At 71.0% G+C, this 16369-nt stretch carries 17 protein-coding genes and 6 tRNA genes; 10 read left to right on the forward strand and 13 right to left on the reverse strand.

From position 1 onward, the window contains the following. Positions 1-7: 7 nt before the first annotated feature. The 3 genes from ACZ5K7_RS29810 to ACZ5K7_RS29820 all read right to left on the reverse strand — a co-directional run bounded on the left by ACZ5K7_RS29810 (position 8) and on the right by ACZ5K7_RS29820 (position 3121). A complete protein-coding gene (locus tag ACZ5K7_RS29810) occupies positions 8-1294 on the reverse strand; it encodes an ABC transporter substrate-binding protein (protein ID WP_351707313.1) in 1287 nt (428 codons plus the stop codon). Positions 1295-2515: 1221 nt separating this feature from the next. After that, positions 2516-2587, reverse strand: a tRNA-Val gene (locus ACZ5K7_RS29815). A gap of 69 nt (positions 2588-2656) precedes the next feature. Then, positions 2657-3121, reverse strand: coding sequence for a TIGR02611 family protein (locus ACZ5K7_RS29820; RefSeq protein ID WP_351707316.1), 465 nt, complete (start codon positions 3119-3121; stop codon positions 2657-2659). Between the two features lie 191 nt (positions 3122-3312). On the opposite strand from ACZ5K7_RS29820, the gene ACZ5K7_RS29825 reads away from it, so the two are divergent. Continuing rightward, on the forward strand, positions 3313-3726 hold the full coding sequence (locus ACZ5K7_RS29825) for an SsgA family sporulation/cell division regulator (protein WP_004002642.1): 414 nt from the start codon (positions 3313-3315) through the stop codon (positions 3724-3726). 270 nt (positions 3727-3996) lie between these two features. After that, positions 3997-4557: a CGNR zinc finger domain-containing protein gene (locus tag ACZ5K7_RS29830; protein ID WP_351707320.1), complete on the forward strand. Its 561-nt coding sequence runs from the start codon at positions 3997-3999 to the stop codon at positions 4555-4557. A gap of 156 nt (positions 4558-4713) precedes the next feature. Here the strand turns inward: ACZ5K7_RS29830 and ACZ5K7_RS29835 are convergent, their stop codons facing one another. Next, positions 4714-4866 carry a hypothetical protein gene (locus ACZ5K7_RS29835; RefSeq protein ID WP_351707323.1) on the reverse strand — a complete coding sequence of 51 codons (153 nt, stop codon included), beginning with the start codon at positions 4864-4866 and terminating at the stop codon, positions 4714-4716. Between the two features lie 259 nt (positions 4867-5125). After that, a complete protein-coding gene (locus ACZ5K7_RS29840) occupies positions 5126-5572 on the reverse strand; it encodes a hypothetical protein (RefSeq protein ID WP_351707326.1) in 447 nt (148 codons plus the stop codon). A gap of 237 nt (positions 5573-5809) precedes the next feature. On the opposite strand from ACZ5K7_RS29840, the gene ACZ5K7_RS29845 reads away from it, so the two are divergent. After that, positions 5810-6331 carry a DsbA family protein gene (locus tag ACZ5K7_RS29845; RefSeq protein ID WP_468918003.1) on the forward strand — a complete coding sequence of 174 codons (522 nt, stop codon included), beginning with the start codon at positions 5810-5812 and terminating at the stop codon, positions 6329-6331. Positions 6332-6434: 103 nt separating this feature from the next. Here ACZ5K7_RS29845 and ACZ5K7_RS29850 read toward each other — a convergent pair whose 3' ends face one another. The 3 genes from ACZ5K7_RS29850 to ACZ5K7_RS29860 are packed head-to-tail and all read right to left on the reverse strand — an operon-like array spanning position 6435 to position 9174. Beyond that, positions 6435-7259: a GNAT family N-acetyltransferase gene (locus ACZ5K7_RS29850; RefSeq protein WP_468918006.1), complete on the reverse strand. Its 825-nt coding sequence runs from the start codon at positions 7257-7259 to the stop codon at positions 6435-6437. 53 nt (positions 7260-7312) lie between these two features. Beyond that, positions 7313-8134, reverse strand: a complete 822-nt coding sequence (locus tag ACZ5K7_RS29855; protein ID WP_468918008.1) for an aminotransferase class IV — start codon at positions 8132-8134, stop codon at positions 7313-7315. Beyond that, the gene (locus ACZ5K7_RS29860; protein ID WP_468918011.1) at positions 8131-9174 is read right to left on the reverse strand and encodes a chorismate-binding protein; all 1044 of its coding nucleotides are present in this window, start codon (positions 9172-9174) and stop codon (positions 8131-8133) included. Before ACZ5K7_RS29860 ends, ACZ5K7_RS29855 begins: the two co-directional genes overlap by 4 nt. A 178-nt stretch (positions 9175-9352) precedes the next feature. Between ACZ5K7_RS29860 and ACZ5K7_RS29865 the strand changes: the two genes are divergently transcribed. From ACZ5K7_RS29865 to ACZ5K7_RS29885, 5 genes are all read left to right on the forward strand, one after another. After that, positions 9353-9425: transfer RNA gene (locus ACZ5K7_RS29865), tRNA-Gly, on the forward strand. 38 nt (positions 9426-9463) lie between these two features. Continuing rightward, a tRNA-Cys gene (locus tag ACZ5K7_RS29870) sits at positions 9464-9537 on the forward strand. 1 nt (position 9538) lies between these two features. Beyond that, positions 9539-9610: transfer RNA gene (locus ACZ5K7_RS29875), tRNA-Val, on the forward strand. A gap of 54 nt (positions 9611-9664) precedes the next feature. Further along, a tRNA-Val gene (locus tag ACZ5K7_RS29880) sits at positions 9665-9736 on the forward strand. 34 nt (positions 9737-9770) lie between these two features. Further along, positions 9771-9842 (forward strand) — tRNA-Val (locus tag ACZ5K7_RS29885). Between the two features lie 93 nt (positions 9843-9935). Here ACZ5K7_RS29885 and ACZ5K7_RS29890 read toward each other — a convergent pair. The 4 genes from ACZ5K7_RS29890 to ACZ5K7_RS29905 all read right to left on the reverse strand — a co-directional run bounded on the left by ACZ5K7_RS29890 (position 9936) and on the right by ACZ5K7_RS29905 (position 12358). Next, positions 9936-10235: a TFIIB-type zinc ribbon-containing protein gene (locus tag ACZ5K7_RS29890; RefSeq protein ID WP_360490284.1), complete on the reverse strand. Its 300-nt coding sequence runs from the start codon at positions 10233-10235 to the stop codon at positions 9936-9938. Between the two features lie 142 nt (positions 10236-10377). Next, the gene (locus ACZ5K7_RS29895) at positions 10378-11301 is read right to left on the reverse strand and encodes a phosphotransferase family protein (RefSeq protein WP_468918013.1); all 924 of its coding nucleotides are present in this window, start codon (positions 11299-11301) and stop codon (positions 10378-10380) included. A gap of 396 nt (positions 11302-11697) precedes the next feature. Then, on the reverse strand, positions 11698-11874 hold the full coding sequence (locus tag ACZ5K7_RS29900) for a hypothetical protein (protein WP_046726640.1): 177 nt from the start codon (positions 11872-11874) through the stop codon (positions 11698-11700). Positions 11875-12070: 196 nt separating this feature from the next. Then, positions 12071-12358: a hypothetical protein gene (locus ACZ5K7_RS29905; protein WP_351707347.1), complete on the reverse strand. Its 288-nt coding sequence runs from the start codon at positions 12356-12358 to the stop codon at positions 12071-12073. Positions 12359-12554: 196 nt separating this feature from the next. Between ACZ5K7_RS29905 and ACZ5K7_RS29910 the strand changes: the two genes are divergently transcribed. Continuing rightward, a complete protein-coding gene (locus ACZ5K7_RS29910; RefSeq protein WP_351707377.1) occupies positions 12555-13871 on the forward strand; it encodes a serine/threonine-protein kinase in 1317 nt (438 codons plus the stop codon). A 103-nt stretch (positions 13872-13974) separates the two neighbouring features. Here the strand turns inward: ACZ5K7_RS29910 and ACZ5K7_RS29915 are convergent, their stop codons facing one another. Next, entirely contained in the window at positions 13975-15462 is a 1488-nt protein-coding gene (locus ACZ5K7_RS29915; RefSeq protein ID WP_351707350.1) for an aldehyde dehydrogenase family protein, read from the reverse strand. A gap of 142 nt (positions 15463-15604) precedes the next feature. Between ACZ5K7_RS29915 and ACZ5K7_RS29920 the strand changes: the two genes are divergently transcribed. Beyond that, positions 15605-16366, forward strand: coding sequence for an SDR family NAD(P)-dependent oxidoreductase (locus ACZ5K7_RS29920; RefSeq protein ID WP_468918017.1), 762 nt, complete (start codon positions 15605-15607; stop codon positions 16364-16366). Positions 16367-16369: the final 3 nt, after the last annotated feature.

A 16369-nucleotide genomic window follows, 5' to 3' on the forward strand; every position in this document is an offset into this window, starting at 1 on the left:
TGTCCCATCAGGCCTGGAAGGCGGCCTCGGACTCGGTGAAGAACTGCTTCACCGCGTCCGCGACCTTCGTCTTGCCCTGTCCGAGATCGCCGCCGATGCGCAGGAAGGCGGCCTCGATGGTGTCGGCACCGGAGGGGTGCGGGGTGATCGCGCCGAGAACGCCCGCCTTGGCGGTGTCGTCCTCGTACTGCGCGATCTCCTTGTTCACCGTGTCGGTCGGCTTGAACGCCGCGTACTGCTCGGTGCTCGCGAGGATGCCCCGGTCGTAGCCCATGATCTTGCCGACCTCCGGGTCGTGGACCATGAAGTCGATGAACTGCGCGACCTCCTTCGGGTGAGCGGTACGGGCGGAGGCGCTCAGCATCAGGGAGGCCAGGTACTGCCCGGTGTGCTTGCCGTCGATGGTCGGGATCGGCGCGAGGCCGTAGGTGCTGTCGCCCTCCGACGAGTAGCGCACGGTGAAGTTGTCCCAGGTGAACTCCGAGGCGCCGTGTCCGGCGGAGAGAGACGACTTGGGGGCGTCCTGGGCGACGACCTTCGGGTCCGTGACGACGCCGGCCTTCACGCGGTTGTAGCCGTCGGCCCACCACTCCGTCAGGTCGGCCTTGTCGAAGCCGAGTCCGTCGGCGGTGTAGAACGCCTTGCCGTTCTGGCGGAGGTAGAGGTCGTAGAGGTACATGATGGCGAAGTAGCCGGTGTCCCCCGCGACCTCGGTCTTGTCGTGGATGGTCTTCAGGGCCTTGAAGTAGTCGTCCCAGGTCCAGCCCGCGTGCGGTTCGACGCCGGCCTTCTCGAAGACCTTCTTGTCGATGACGAGCGCCATGGTGTTGGAGCCGACGGGGATTCCGAGTTGCTTGCCGTCGACCTCGCCGACCTTCGTGACGTCGGCCCGGAAGTGATCCAGGCTCAGATTGCCTGCCTGAACCTGAGACTTGAGGTCGAGAAGAATTCCTCGCTTGTCGTACTTCCGAAGAAAGGTGACGGCATTTTGGAAAACGTCCGGGGGATTTCCGCCGGCGGCCTGGGTCTGGAACTTCTCCCAGAACGATTGATATGTCTGGAAGTCCGTCTTGACCTTGATCTTCGGGTACTTCTTCTCGAAGAGCTTGATGGTCTGGTTGATCTTCGTGGCGCGCTCCTCGGCACCCCACCACGAGTAACGGATCGTCACCGCCCCGCCCCCGGAACCGCTTCCGCCACCACACCCGGTCGTCGCGGCGAGCCCGAGCGCGACCGCCGAGGCCCCGGCCGCCTTCAGGACGGTCCGCCTCTCCACATTCCTGCTCGTTCCCACAGTCGGGCCCCTCCCCGCGGCGTCGCCGACGCCTGCATGAATCGTTTCAAGTAAGCGCTTGCTGGCACAAGTTACGGAGGGGCCGGTGAGGCGTCAATGATTCGGACAGGAATTTCTTGTGCGCGGGGACGGCGGTGAGGCGCGGAGGGCCGCGGGCGCGGGGGCCGGAGGGCGGGTGACGTCGCAGGTGAACGGCGTGCGGTCGGGGGGCCGAACGTGAAGTGGCCTGCGGTGGCCGGGGGTTACGGGTTGGCTTCGATGCACGGTACGGGGTGAGGACGGGGCCGGAGACCGGGACGGGACGAAGATCCGTTGCGGGGGGGGCGCAAGAGGGGTGGGTGGGAGCCGTGGGTCTCCTTCCGCGGAGGCTCGGTGCGGTCGGCATGGAGAACTGGGCAGGGAGAGGGGCGGATGGCAGGCGGGGGTCCGAGTCGCGGGTGGGGCAAGGCGAGGGGCGGACAGCCGGCGCGAGTCGAAGTCGATGGCGGGACACGGCGAGAGACGGGCGGACGGCGCGAGTCCGAAGCGAGGGCGGGACACGGCGAGAGGCTCGCGGATTGTGCGGGTCCGGGTCGGGTGGCGGGGCCGATTCCTCCGACGACTGCGACCCCAGAGCGTGACTGGTCAGGCACCGCCCCGGCGGGCCTCCCCCGAAGATCGCCGTCCGCCGTTGGCGGTGCCCACCTGATGCCACCCGCCGCCGACCAACTCGGGAAGGGACCGTGCACGACCGTGTTCGCCCGCATCACACGGACGGACGAACCTCTCCGCATCGCGCGGAGAATGACGGAGCGCGACGGCGTCGACACCGACCCACCCCGCCGGCGTCGACCGGTGCCGCCAGGCGCGGGGGTACACGCAGCACGGCAGACGGGTGTCGCGAAGGACGGTCAGGCGCCGCGCGGCTCTTCTCACACCGGCGCCACCAGGCACGGGGATGCACTCAGCACAGCAGACAGGTGCCAGCAAGGGCGGTCAGGCGCGTGTAGCTCTTCGCAGCGACCCGCGGGAGCACCGTCGCGCAGCGACCTGCTCGCGCGGTGGACGGGGGGGCGTGGGCGTGCGGGGAACGCCTGGTCGGACCCGCATCGGCCGCACATCAGCCAGCCACATCACAGGCATACCGCACGGGGTGGGCGGCACTGCCGGAGCCCCGCCCGGCCCCGGCCCTGAAACCACCGCGGCCCACCTGCTCTCTCGCAGGTGGGCCGCGGTTCCGGGTGGGCGATACTGGGTTCGAACCAGTGACCTCTTCGGTGTGAACGAAGCGCTCTCCCACTGAGCTAATCGCCCGGACGCAGGAAGAACATTACCCCATGTCAGGGGGTGCCCCCGACCAGTCGCCGGGGGCCGTCGGCCGGGTCACTCCTCGATCTTCCAGGGCATCACCACGCCGAACTTGGAGAGGTAGATCCCGGCCAGGCCAGCCACGATCACCAGGCCGATCGCCGTCAGCGTGATGTTGCGGCGGCGCACCTTGGGGTCGAGGGCCTTCTGGGCGGCCTCCGTGACCTTCCGTTTCGTCCAGCGGAGCACCAGCTGGGCCCAGACGAACTCGGTCGCCCAGATCGCCATGCCGCCGAAGATGATTACCCAGCCCGGCCCCGGCAACGGCAGCAGGACGATGCCCGCGACCACCACCGCGAGGCCGACCGCGAAGACCCCGACCTGCCAGCTCAGGTGCAGCATCCGGCGCGCTTTGATGAACTCGGGCGCCCGCGATCCGAGCCCCCGCTCGTCGCGCGCCCCGTCCGTCTCCGTCCCGTCCACCTCGCTCCCGTCCGAGGCCACGGCGGCCTCGCCCGGTTCGTTACTCCCCGTATTCATACGACCAAACCCTACCTGAACGATTCCGGTCACCGGAATGGTCGTAGATCGCGCCGAGGTTCTCGGCCGGAAGAGTTACGTAAACACACGCAAAACACTCAGAGGGGTTTACAACGGCACCGTAGGTGGCATGTCGATTTCGCCGACGTGCGAATCCCCGAGCGCACACTGAGCGAAAGGCCCTGGCGCTTATGAACACCACGGTCAGCTGCGAGCTGCACCTGCGCCTCGTTGTGTCGAGCGAGTCTTCCCTGCCTGTCCCCGCAGGCCTGCGGTACGACACGGCCGACCCCTACGCCGTGCACGCCACCTTCCACACCGGAGCCGAGGAGACCGTCGAGTGGGTGTTCGCCCGCGACCTCCTCGCCGAGGGGCTGCACCGCCCCACCGGCACCGGCGACGTCCGCGTCTGGCCGTCCCGCAGTCACGGTCAGGGCGTCGTGTGCATCGCCCTGAGCTCTCCGGAGGGCGAAGCCCTGCTCGAAGCCCCGGCGCGGGCCCTGGAATCCTTCCTGAAGCGAACTGACGCCGCCGTGCCGCCCGGCACGGAGCACCGGCACTTCGATCTCGATCAGGAGCTCTCGCACATTCTGGCGGAGAGCTAGGGCAACGCCCCTGCAAGCCGCCCGGCGCCGTCCACTCGGGGAGACGGCTCGGGCCTAGACAACCGCATACGGCAGCACCGGCGCCGCCACCGTGATCGGTCACGGGGGCGGCGCCGGTGTGTCCGTGTGCCCTGGGAACCCCTGCCGGACGGCGCGCGTTCTACAGGGCAGCGACAAGTGGGGCACAGCACGATGCACCGGAGCGATATGTCGCTACGATCGGCCACCATCGGCGGGCGCCCGCCCGACCCTCAGGCCAGGGAGCGAAACGTGCTGATCACCCACGACACCCGGTGTTCCCTCGACGCCGTGGTGGATCTGGTGAACACCGCGCCGGAGGACGACACGGCGCCGGACGGGCTGTCCGATGTCGCGGCGCTCCAGGTTTTTGTGCGAAACCACAAAATAAGCGGTGTGGGCGTGCTCTCGGAGTTCGACCTGTCGGCGGTGCGCAAGGTCCGCGGCCGGTTCGCGGGCATCTTCGCCGCCCGGGACGCCCGGGTCGCCGCAGGCATGATCAACGAACTGGTCGCGGCCGCGGGCACCACGCCCCAGCTCACGGACCACGACGGCTTCGACTGGCATGTGCACTATTTCGCGCCCGGCGCCTCGGTGGCCGACCACCTCGCTGCCGACTGCGGGATGGCGCTCGCGTTCTTCGTCGTCGCCGGGGAGCAGGAGCGGCTGCGGCGCTGCGAGGCTCCGGACTGCCGGCGCGCCTTCGTCGACCTCTCCCGCAACCGCTCGCGCCGCTACTGCGACAGCCGGACCTGCGGAAACCGGCTGCATGTCGCCGCCTACCGGGCGCGCCGCAAGGAGGCGGCGGGCTGATCCACGAGAGGCGGACCCCGCCGGGCCGGCGGTCCGGTCCGCCGTCGGGTTCGCCGTCGGGATTCGCCGTCGGGATTCGCCGTCGGAGTTCCTCGTCGGAGTGCGTCGATGCCGACGCCTGTCCCGGCGGGTGGCGCCGGGACGGGCGGGTACGGCTCACAGCCACAGCAGGTCGTGCAGCGCAGCCATGAGGAGCAGACACCCGATCACCGCAAGGAAGATCATCAGCGGTGGCTGGGAAAGGGCGAAGAGGCACCCGCGCGGCTCGTCCTTCGGCGGCGCGGCCTCGCTCTGTGTCGTGTCCAGCATCTCGCGGCGATGATGACCTAGCGAGCGCCCGTCGCGCGATCAACACGCCCGGAATGGGCGGGAGTTCGCCGAATTCCGTGATGTCCGGTTCGCTTCCGCTCGCCCGGTGAACGCTTCCGCGCACGCCGTAGGCGCACTGTGTCGTTTCAATGCCTCATGTGACTGTCATACGCATCCGTCGCAACCCGCCTGAACAGCACGTCAGGCCCGCACGACGGGGCGTCGCCGTCTCCCGCACGGCCCCGCCGCCGCGGGGGCGTCATATTCCGTGCTTCTTCAGGATGGCCTCGATGTCGCTGAAGTCCTCACCTGACCCGGTGCCGCGGGGCGCCGCCGCGGGCCTGGCCGCGGGGCGGCTGGCGGGACCCAGCGAGGGTGCCGAGGCGGTGGGAGCGACGGTGTCCCGCTTCGCGGCCCGGGCGGCGGCTTTGCGCTCGGCGCGGGTGCCGCCGCGCCGGCGCTCCACGGCACGCGTGGAGGCGAACAGGGCCCAGGCCGCGCCGAGCACACCGAAGCCCGCCCAGGCGGTGGGGCTGAACGCCGTGTCCGCGAGCCAGCCGACCACTCCCGTCATGACAAGGCCGACGGGCACGAGTGAGTAGGCGGCGATACGGGCCGCCGACAGGTACCGCTTGCGGTAGGCGGTCACCACGGCGATGCCCAGGCCGGCCGCGGACGCGGCGGAACAGACTGTCTCGGCGATCATCCGGTCCTCCTGGCGGGCTCGGTCGGGCGGGGCGACGGACACACGCTGCGTCGTGCCCCCTCCATCGTGCACCGCCCGGCCCGTGCGATCCATGCCCGGGCCCGACAATCAGGGGCATCTCGGGGTCCTCTCCGGGTCGTCTCCACCCCAGGCACGAGCGGTGACCACAGCCGGCCACCGGCCGCCGCCCACCGTCACGATTGGGTCGGCGGGGCCCGGACTGGAAGACTGGTCGCCATGAACGACTCCCCCGCGCCCACCGACGCCCCGGTCCTCGACGTCTGGTGCGAACTCCAGTGTCCCGACTGCCGCGGCGCCCTGGACAACCTCCGCGCCCTGCGTGCCCGGTACGGCGACCGGCTGGAGCTGCGGCTGCGGCACTTCCCGCTGGAGAAGCACAAGCATGCCTTCGCCGCCGCACAGGCCGCCGAGGAGGCGCTGGAGCAGGGCAAGGGCTGGGAGTACGTCGAGGCGGTCCTCGGCCGGGTCGAGGAGCTGGACCGCGGGGGCGAGCCGTTCCTGGTCGAGGTGGCCCGTGAACTGGGCCTGGATGCCGAGGAGTTCGACACCGCGCTGGTCGACGGCCGGCACATCCTGATCGTCGACGCCGACCAGGCCGAGGGGCAGGCCATCGGCGTGACGGGCACCCCGACGTACGTCATCGGAGGTGAACGTCTCGACGGCGGCAAGAGCCAGGAGGGCCTGCGCGAGCGGGTGACGGAGATCGCGGACCGGCTGCTGGCCGAGCGGGAGCAGTAACCCACAGCCGGACCCCAAAAGCCGGACCCCGCAACCCGACCCCACACCCGGACCCCGCAACCCGACCCCGCACCCGACCCCACAGCCGGTTGCGGAGCGGCTTTCAGATCAGGTTCTTGTACAGGTAGTAGACGGTGGTCTCGTAGCCGAGTGACTCGTAGAGCCGCTCGGCGGGGGTATTGCCCGCGAAGACGTTCAACATGATGGCCGGCCGGCCGTCCGCGACGCCCTGCGCCTCCGCGAGGAGCATCAGCGTGCGGCCGTGGCCCCTGCCCCGGTGGCGCGCGTCGACCTCGACCTTGTAGACGAAGGCCCTGTCCTCCCGGGTGCCCGTCCAGAGTGTGCCGACCGGGGTCCCTTCATGCTCCAGGACCCTGACGGCCATTCCCGCGGTGGCCAGGCCGTCGGGCAGAAAGGTCGTGGTGTCCCGCAGCGCCTTGGCCCTGGCCTCGGCCTCGGGCACCCCGCGCTCGATCCAGCTCCGCGCGTAGCCCTCTTGGTGTGCTTCCCGCCAGGGGCCGAACTCCGCCGGGGTCATGGGCCGCCCCCGGCTCCCCGCGGGCAGTCCGGGCGGGGTGTCGCCGAGCGGCTTCTGCATGTGGCGGTTGCGTACGAGGTAGCCGACGGCGGTCGCCGCCTTCAGCGCCGCCTCCGCCGCCGCGGGCACCGACGCCTCGATCCGCGTACACCCCCACCCGCGCAGCACTTCCTCCGCGGCGAGCGCGGCGACCGTACCGCGGCCTCGCCGGCGGTCCGGCTCCTCGATGCACAGGTCCAGGATCCGGCCCACGTCGTCACCGAAGTCAGGGCTCACGCCGAGGTGTACCGCGCCGACGGGACGGCTGTTCACGCACACCTGGTAGCGGCGTGAACGCGTCCCGTCGACTTCGTGCTGAAGCGGCTCGGCCGGCCGCAGGGTGGTGGTCATCAGACGTGTTCTACCCTCCACGGACGCCCACGTCAGCCTATTAAAAGAGCTTCTTACGGATCCAGGTCCTGCCCGGACCGCTCGTCGAAGATCTGCATCGCCTTGGCGGTGACCGGGCCCGGGGCACCGGGGAGTTCCCGGTCGTCGACCCGGTGCACGGCCTGGACGTCACGCAGGGTGGAAGTGAGGAAGACCTCGTCGGCCCGCTCAAGGACGTCCAGGGGCAGGTCGGTCTCCGTGGCGCCGGTCCACTCGACGGTCAGGGCGCGGGTGATGCCGGCCAGACAGCCGGACGCGACCGGCGGGGTGTGGATCTCGCCGTCGAGGACGACGAAAACATTGGAGCCGGTGCCCTCGCAGAGCTGCCCGACGGTGTTGGCGAACAGGGCCTCGGTGGCGTCGTGTTGGTGGGCACGGGCCAGGGCCACGACGTTCTCGGCGTACGAGGTGGTCTTCAGCCCGGTGAGCGCGCCGCGCTCGTTGCGGGTCCAGGGGACCGTGATGACGGCGGTGGAGTCGGCACGGCGGCCGGTCTCCCCGAGGGCGACCACGAGGGTGGGGCCGCGGTCACCGCGGTCGGAGCCGAGCGGGCCGTGGCCGCCGGTGTAGGTGATGCGCAGCCGGCCCAACGGCATCGGGTTGGCCACCAGCACCGCCTCGCACGCCCGGCGCACCTCGTCGTGGTCGGGGTCGGGCAGGCCGAGGCCCCGGGCCGAGCGGGTCAGCCGGTCGAGATGCCGGGTGAGCGCGAAGGGCCTGCCCTCGGTCGCCTTCACCGTCTCGAAGATGCCGTCCCCCACGGTCAGCCCGTGGTCGAACACGGAGACACGCGCGGACTCGACGTCCTGCAGCCCGCCGTCCAGCCAGATCTTCACCCGAGAACCCCTTCGTTCATGTCGTACATGCCCGACGCTACCGCGAGCAGCCGGGCGGCCTTGAGCTCGGTCTCCCGCCATTCACCCTCGGGGTCGGACCCCCAGGTGATCCCGGCGCCGGTACCGAACCTCAGCTGACCCGCGCCCCGGTCGATCCAGAAGGTCCGGATGCCCACGGCCAGCTCGCCGACCCCCCGGTCCGCATCGACCCAGCCGATGCCGCCGCAGTACGGGCCGCGCGGCGCGGTCTCCAGTTCCTCGATGATCCGCAGGGCGCTCGACTTCGGCGCGCCGGTGACGGAGCCGGGCGGGAAGGCCGCGGCGAGCAGCTCGGCCCAGCCGGCCCCCGCCCGCAGCTCGCCCCGGACCGTGGAGACCAGGTGGACGAGCCCGGGGTGCTTCTCGACGGCGCACAGGTCGGGGACGGTCACCGTGCCGGTGGCGCAGACCCGCCCGATGTCGTTGCGGACCAGGTCCACGATCATCACGTTCTCGGCGTAGTCCTTCTCCAAAAGGTCTGCCTCGGTGCGGCCGGTGCCCTTGATGGGTCCGCTCTCGACGGTCCGCCCCGCCCGGCGCAGGAACAGCTCCGGGGAGGCGGTGGCTATCTCGACACCGTGTTCCGGCAGCCGAATCGTTCCGGCGTACGGCGCCGGGTTGCCGCGGGCCAGCAGTGCGGTCAGGGCGTCCACGTCGGCGTCCGGGGCGGCCGGCGCGGACAGCACACGGCACAGGTTGGCCTGGTACACCTCACCGGCCGCGATATGCGTACGGATCCGCCGCACGGCCGTCGTGTACGCGGCGCGGTCGAGGGACGACGTCCAGTCACCGGCGGCAGGGCCCCGCCACCGCCCCGGCACCGGCGCGGGCACCGGTTCCTCCCGTACGTCGCCGAACCGGGCGCAGGTCAGCCGGCCCTCGAAGTCCGCGCAGACGGCCCAGAAACCGGCGGAGTCGAGGGCCGCGGGATCGCTGGTGACATCGAGGAGACCGGTGGCGAGACGTGCGCCGAACCGGGCGAGAGGAGGGTGATGGAGCACGTCGTCGAGTCTATGGCGGGTGTCCTGGGGGTGACCCGGGCGTGTCGTCAAGGGGGCCCTGACCACGTCGTCCGCCGGGTCAGGCGCAGCACGCTGCGTAAACGCGTTTTTGTGCTGGCCCGGGAATCCGCTAGAGTTCAACACGTCGCCGGGCCGCGGGAGCGGACCGAAACGACAGGCGGACGTAGCTCAGTTGGTAGAGCGCAACCTTGCCAAGGTTGAGGTCGCGAGTTCGAGCCTCGTCGTCCGCTCGAAGGAAACAGGGGTCTTCCCGATCCCCTACACTCCTGGTGGAGTGGCCGAGAGGCGAGGCAACGGCCTGCAAAGCCGTCTACACGGGTTCAAATCCCGTCTCCACCTCCAAGGACGATTAGCTCAGCGGGAGAGCGCTTCCCTGACACGGAAGAGGTCACTGGTTCAATCCCAGTATCGTCCACTGGATCTTCGTAGCCTTCGGCGTTCTCACCGAAGAGGTCGAGGATCTGATCCCGCGCGATTAGCTCAGCGGGAGAGCGCTTCCCTGACACGGAAGAGGTCACTGGTTCAATCCCAGTATCGCGCACGCAGTGCCCGTGATCTTCGGATCGCGGTCCCGAGGACGATTAGCTCAGCGGGAGAGCGCTTCCCTGACACGGAAGAGGTCACTGGTTCAATCCCAGTATCGTCCACACGCAAAGAGCCCCGGCCGTCACGACGGCCGGGGCTTCTTCGTGCACCAGGACCTGCGGGTGCGCCCGGCGGAGGTGCCGGGCGCACCGGGCTCAGCTGGAGAAGAGCATGTGGGCCCAGCTCTTGTTGTGGCCGTGGTGACCGCCGTGGTGCCCACCGTGGCCGCCGTAGTGACCCCCGTGCTGCTGCGGTGCGCCCCAGGCCGGCGCGGGCGGTGCCGGGTAGGCCTGCGGGGCCGGCGGGACCGGCTTCGACCACTGGGCCTCCATCTGGGTCAGTGCCTCCAGCTCGCCGTAGTCGAGGAAGATGCCCCGGCAGCCGCTGCACTGCTCGATCTGGACGCCGTTGCGGTTATAGGTGTGCATCGGCGCATGACACTTCGGACACTGCATGGTCGGCTCAACTCCTCGCCGGTAAAAACTGCTTCACGTTCACCCAGGACAGACTCCGTCCGACCCCGGTCGGTTGCACCCTACTTCGGGAAATCGCGGGCCAACCGGGCGGGGACCGAGGTCGTTCGGGAGCGGCACGGGGTCATTCCGGGGCCATACGGGCACAAGCGTCGATCAAGGACTGCTCCACCTCGTCCAGGCCACGGTCCGCCGCGAGCGCCTTCGCGAGATAGCGGGCGGCGGTCTGGACGGTGAGGGCGCGGGCCGGCACGTCCAGGGCCGGCCAGGGGTCGCCGTCCTCCGGTACGGCCGGGCCGCCGGCCGCGCGGTAGGCGGTCAGGAAGCGGGTCCAGTCCTCGGGCGGGAGGAGGCCGCAGGCGTACCAGGAGGCGGGGCGGGCGAGGTCCCAGGCCGGGTCGCCGACGCCGAGGTCGTCGACGTCGATGAGCCGCCACGGGCCGTCCGGCGCCGGGTGCCGGACCAGCTGGCCGAGGTGCAGGTCGCCGTGGCAGAGGATGCGGGTAGCGGGCATCGGGGCCTCGGCGCGGGCCCAGGCGGGCAGCGTGGACCAGGCGCGCAGGACGGGCGGGGCGGCGGGGTGCACCCGCGAGGCCGCCAGCGCCTGACGGAGGCGGGCCACCGCATCGGCGGCTTTGGCCGGGCCCCGCATCGGGGGTGTGGCGGGGAGCGGCGGGGTGCGGTGGAGACGGGCGAGGAGGGTGGCGGCGGCTTCCCAGGGGGCGGCGTCCGGGGCGTCGGGGTCCACGGGGCGGCCGTACGGCCAGAGCGTGACCGGGCGGGTGCCGAGCACGGTCGCCGGGGTGGCCGCGAGCGGAGCGAGGAAGACGTCGGGAAGGTGGGCGGCGGTGGCCAGGCGGAGCGCGAGGGCGGTGGGGTCGGTGCCGGGGGCGTGGGCCTTGGCGACGGTTTCCGCGTGCCGGAGGACCGTGGTGTCGGGGCGGTGGGCGAGGGTAGTGGTGGCGCCGCAGTGGCAGGGGGCCGCGTCGGGGTGGGCGGCGGCTCTGACCTTGGCGGTCAGCTGGGGTATCACGTCTGCGGTGGTCAAGGGTCCCCCGGGGGTGCGGCTGCATGCTGCGCTGAGCGTACGTGGGTGTGCTGGGGCGGGGTTCCTGGCCGGGCGGCGTGAGGGCTGGGGTACCGGGGTTTCGCGCGCCCGCGCTTGCGGGGTGCGGCTGCGCCCACCCGTGCCGCCCTGCGGCACGATTGCCCGCAGCTGTGTAAGACACGGCTGAGACGCGCCCCCGTAAGGGGCGCGGGGAACTGCGCGGTCAGCCACCGCCGGGCCGCAGGTGTGCATCGGTCGTGCGCACCGCAAAAAAGCAATGCCGGCGCAGCTCCCCAGCTGCGCCGGCATTTTGCCGTCCGCCGCACCCCCGTCCCCACGGGGTTTCATGGGTGGATGTCCCCGCCCGGACCGCTCTTCCGGGCCTGGGGTCGCCGCTCAGCGCCCCAGCATCACTCCCACGGACGACGCCTGTGTGGCCACCGTCTCCCAGCCGTCGAAGACGAGCAGGAGCAGGGCCGCCAGGGGAAGGGCCATCAGCGTCGCCACCAGGGGGTGGCGGCGGCCCTGCCGGCGGGGGCGGGTGGTGTGTGTCCGCTGTGCCGTAAGAGCCATGGTCCCTCTCCTGACCGTTCAGTTGTCGTTGGCAGCGGCGGGTGTCTGACCTCGGGGGACGAGTGCTGCACCCGCCGCTTGACCTCAAATCTAGGGGCGGGTCACCTCGGGGACGTCATGCCCTCGTACCGAATCGCTGGCCTCCGAGAGGATGAGCCGTGACCTGCGGTCTACTCCCCTGGGTGGAGACGGGGTCCTACACCTCGTCCTGGGCCTCGGGGTCTTCCCGGAGGGGCTGCCCGGTCCTTCCCGGTTTTTCCGAGCTGTCCTCGCGGGGCACCGGCTGCTCGACGAGGGCCAGGACCCGGGTCGCCATGAAACGGGCCGTCCGGACAACACTGCCGTTTCGCGTGACTTCGCTCACTTCCACCACCCCCCGCCGTACCGCCGTCTCCACCCGGCGGCCCGCCCTGCTGGCCACCACCTCGTACGTACGGGTCGTGTCGCCGGCGTCGACGACTATCTCCACTCGGTCACCCTTCACAGCTTCAATCCCCCTTCTGTGACGGCTTGTTGGTGCAGACGGATGCTCAAAGGCGCCGATACCGGCGCCTTCCTGACCACTCCTCAAGTCTCGCACCCGGCACTGACAATCCGTCGGGCCGAGAGGGCGCGGCCTCTGCGCGCGGGCGGCCGTGGAAACGTAAGCTGTGCCACGTCACACGGACCGGGCAGCGGGGATGAACATGGCGATGATGCGCCTGAGGCGCGAGGACCCGCGCGTCGTCGGCTCGTTCAGGCTTCACAGAAGGCTCGGCGCCGGCGGGATGGGCGTGGTCTACCTCGGCTCCGACAAGAAGGGCCAGCGGGTCGCGCTGAAGGTGATCCGGCCCGATCTGGCGGAGGACCAGGAGTTCCGGTCCCGCTTCGCCCGTGAGGTCTCGGCGGCCCGGCGGATCAGGGGCGGCTGCACGGCACGGCTGGTCGCGGCGGATCTGGACGCCGAGCGGCCGTGGTTCGCCACCCAGTACGTGCCCGGTCCCTCGCTGCACGACAAGGTCGCCGACGACGGCCCGCTGGGCGCGGCGGACGCGGCCGCGGTCGGCGCGGCGCTGTCCGAGGGCCTGGTCGCCGTGCACGAGGCCGGGGTCGTCCACCGGGACCTGAAGCCGTCCAACATCCTGCTGTCCCCGAAGGGGCCGCGGATCATCGACTTCGGCATCGCCTGGGCCACCGGGGCCTCCACGCTCACCCACGTCGGTACGGCGGTGGGCTCCCCCGGGTTCCTCGCGCCCGAGCAGGTGCGCGGCGCGGCCGTCACCCCGGCCACCGACGTGTTCTCGCTCGGCGCGACCCTGGCGTACGCCTCGACCGGCGACTCACCCTTCGGACACGGCAGTTCCGAGGTGATGCTCTACCGCGTGGTGCACGAGGAGCCGCAGCTGTACGGGGTGCCGGACGCGCTGGCCCCGCTGGTGCGGGCCTGTCTGGCGAAGGACCCGGAGGACCGGCCGAGCACGCTCCAGCTGTCCCTCCGGCTGAAGGAGATCGCCGCGCGCGAGGCGCAGGGGCTGCCCGACGTTCGGCCGCCGGCGCCGCGTGCCGCGGAGGCGGACCGGCCCACCGGGCGGCTCGCCGAGACCTACCCGACCTACCCGGAGCAGCAGCGCACCCAGCGCAGGCCGCAGTCCTCGTCAGGGGCCACGGGCGCGCCCGTGCGGGGCAACGCTCCCTCGCGCGGCGGCAGCGGCCCGCGCCCGACCGGCGGTGTGCCGTCCCGGCCGAACGGCGCGCGCCCCATGCCCGCCCCGCGCGGCAACGGCACCCGGCCCGCGTCGCGCGGGGGTACCGGGCGTCCGGGGCCCCGTCCGACGGGCACCGGCCGGCGGCCGGCCAATCCCCGGCTGCTGCGCCAGCGGCTGTTCGTGTTCGTCGTGGTGACCCTGCTGGTGACGCTGGGGATCGCGCTGGCGCAGGGCTGTTCCGGTCCGGCGCACGGGATGAGTGTGCCGGGCGGCGGTGCGGTACCCGCGAAGACCGTGGCCCTCAGGGAGTAGCGGGTCCTGCGGCTCGGGGCGGCCGGTGGTCACCGGAGCCCGGCCCGCCGGCGCAGGGTCGGGGCGAGCCCGCGCCGACGGCGGTCAGGTACTCCCGTCCGGGTCAGGACAGGTCGGCGATGACCGTCTTGGTCTCCAGGTAGTTCTCCAGCACCGCGTGCCCCATCTCCCGGCCCCATCCCGACTGCTTGTAGCCGCCGAAGGGCAGGGCCGCGTCCAGGGCGTTCCAGGTGTTGACGAACACGGTGCCCGCGCGCATGGCGTCAGCCGTCCGGAACGCCTTGCCGATGTCGCGGGTGAAGACGCCGGCGGCCAGGCCGTAGGGGTTGACGCGCTCGATGGCCACGACGTCCTCCAGCCGGTCGAAGGGCAGGACCACCAGCACCGGGCCGAAGATCTCCTCGTCGACGATTCTCATGCCGGGTTCGGTCCCGGTGAAGATCGTGGGCGGGGCGAAGTACCCCGTGTCCGGCAGACTCTGGCCTCCGGTGTGCGGAACGGCCCCCTCGCGCACACCGGACGCCACGTAGCCCCGGACCCGGTCGAGCTGCTCCCTGGACACGAGCGGGCCGAGTTGGGTCGCAGGGTCGGCGCCCACGCCGACGACGAGCCGGTTCATCTCGGCGACCAGGCCGTCCACCACCTGGTCCAGGACCGGCCGTTGCACGTACAGACGGGAGCCCGCCATGCAGGACTCGCCCTGGTTGAAGAAGATGGCGCCGGCCGAAGCGGCCACAGCGCGTTGCAGGTCGGCGTCGGCGTAGACGATGTTCGGGGACTTGCCGCCCAGTTCCAGGGTGAGCTTCTTGAGGTTGCCCGCCGAGGCCCGGACGATCTCCTTGCCGACCTCTGTGGAACCGGTGAAGGCGACCTTGTCGACGTCCGGGTGGGCCACCAGGGCCGCGCCCGTCGCGCCGTCACCGGTCACGATGTTCACGACGCCGTCCGGGAACCCCGCCTCCTGGATCAGCTCGCCGAGCCGCAGCGCACTCAGCGGTGTCTGCTCGGCGGGCTTGAGCACGACGGTGCAGCCGGCCGCCAGTGCCGGGGCCAGTTTCCAGGCGGCCATCATCAGGGGGAAGTTCCAGGGGATGATCTGGCCGACCACGCCGATGGGCTCCCGCGTGGTGTAGGAGAGGAAGCTGCCGGGCGGCGCGGCGGAGAACGGGATCGTGTTGCCCTCGATCTTGGTGGTCCATCCGGACATGTAATGGAACAGGTCCGCGGCCATCGGGATGTCCGCCATCGCCGCGTACGCCACCGGTTTTCCGTTGTCCCGCGACTCGGTCAGGGCGAGTTCCTCGGCGTGTTCCAGGACGAGGTCGCCGAGCCGGTGGATGAGCCGGCCCCGCTGCGACGGGGACAGCCGGCGCCACGGCGAGCCCGGTTCGAAGGCCGCGCGGGCGGCGCGGACGGCACGGTCCACGTCCGCGGCGCCGCCCAGCGGCACCGTGGTCAGCACCTCCTCCGTCGCGGGGTCCAGGGTCTCCAGGACGGCGCCGTCGAGCGCGTCCGCCCAGACTCCGCCGACGAGCATCTTCCGCGGCGTCGTGGAAATTCCAGACGCGAGGCGTTCCGTCGTCACTGACATTCTCACACTCCATTCTCGGACACCAAGAAAATCGTCATATTTCGACCGGCGTAATTACTTGACAGCCACTACCGCCGGGCTATTCCATAACTCTGCCTGCAATGCATCCGCATTCCCGGCTTCCTGGACGCGAGGAGATCCGATGAGCAACGCATCCGAAAAACCCGTGGCCCTGGTCACCGGAGCCGGCCGGGGAATAGGCCGGGCGACCGCGGCGCTGCTCGCCGAGCGCGGCTACTCCGTGGTCGCCGTGGACCAGGACGAGTCCGCGGAGACCACGGCTCGTTCGGTCGGCGGGACCGGTGTCCGCTGCGATGTCCGCGACGCCGCGGGGCTCCGGTCCCTGGCGGCGGGTCTTGACCGGCTCGACCTGCTGGTCAACAACGCCGGCGTATGGACCTTCAGCTCGCTCGAAGAAATCGACGTCGAGCATTTCCGCCGCGTTCTCGATGTCAATGTCCTCGGTAACCTGATCTGCACCCAGGTTTTCGCTCCGCTCATCGCACGCAGCGGCGGCGGGGCCATTGTGAACGTCACCTCCTTCCTCGCCGAGACCGCCCGCGCCAATTCCGGTGTCTACCCCGCGGCAAAGGCTGCGGTCATCGCCCTCACCAAACAGGCGGCCGCCGAGTACGCCGACGCGGGAATTCGCGTCAACGCGGTCGGCCCCGGCCTCATCCGCACCGAGGGGGCCGCCAACCTCTTCGGCCCGGACCCGGCCGAGCACGCCCGGCGCGGTGCGTACCTCCCGCTCGGCCGGCTCGGCGAGGCCGACGACATCGCCGGTGTGATCGCCTTCCTGGGATCCGCCGAGGCCCGTTACATCACCGGGCAGACGCTGTACGCGGACGGCGGCATCGGCGTCGGCACCATGCGGTTCCTCCATCAGGCCTGGACGCCGTGACTC

Source organism: Streptomyces sp. NPDC031497 (assembly GCF_055580905.1).

Bases quoted from the DNA above. Each gene is read 5' to 3' on its own strand.
- ACZ5K7_RS29845 (WP_468918003.1), top strand. From the start codon at position 5,810: ATGAACGACTCCCCCGCGCCCACCGACGCCCCGGTCCTCGACGTCTGG.
- ACZ5K7_RS29890 (WP_360490284.1), bottom strand. From the start codon at position 10,235: ATGCAGTGTCCGAAGTGTCATGCGCCGATGCACACCTATAACCGCAAC.
- ACZ5K7_RS29915 (WP_351707350.1), bottom strand. From the start codon at position 15,462: ATGTCAGTGACGACGGAACGCCTCGCGTCTGGAATTTCCACGACGCCG.
- ACZ5K7_RS29820 (WP_351707316.1), bottom strand. From the start codon at position 3,121: ATGAATACGGGGAGTAACGAACCGGGCGAGGCCGCCGTGGCCTCGGAC.
- ACZ5K7_RS29840 (WP_351707326.1), bottom strand. From the start codon at position 5,572: ATGATCGCCGAGACAGTCTGTTCCGCCGCGTCCGCGGCCGGCCTGGGC.
- ACZ5K7_RS29920 (WP_468918017.1), top strand. From the start codon at position 15,605: ATGAGCAACGCATCCGAAAAACCCGTGGCCCTGGTCACCGGAGCCGGC.
- ACZ5K7_RS29825 (WP_004002642.1), top strand. From the start codon at position 3,313: ATGAACACCACGGTCAGCTGCGAGCTGCACCTGCGCCTCGTTGTGTCG.
- ACZ5K7_RS29910 (WP_351707377.1), top strand. From the start codon at position 12,555: ATGAACATGGCGATGATGCGCCTGAGGCGCGAGGACCCGCGCGTCGTC.
- ACZ5K7_RS29835 (WP_351707323.1), bottom strand. From the start codon at position 4,866: ATGCTGGACACGACACAGAGCGAGGCCGCGCCGCCGAAGGACGAGCCG.
- ACZ5K7_RS29900 (WP_046726640.1), bottom strand. From the start codon at position 11,874: ATGGCTCTTACGGCACAGCGGACACACACCACCCGCCCCCGCCGGCAG.
- ACZ5K7_RS29850 (WP_468918006.1), bottom strand. From the start codon at position 7,259: ATGACCACCACCCTGCGGCCGGCCGAGCCGCTTCAGCACGAAGTCGAC.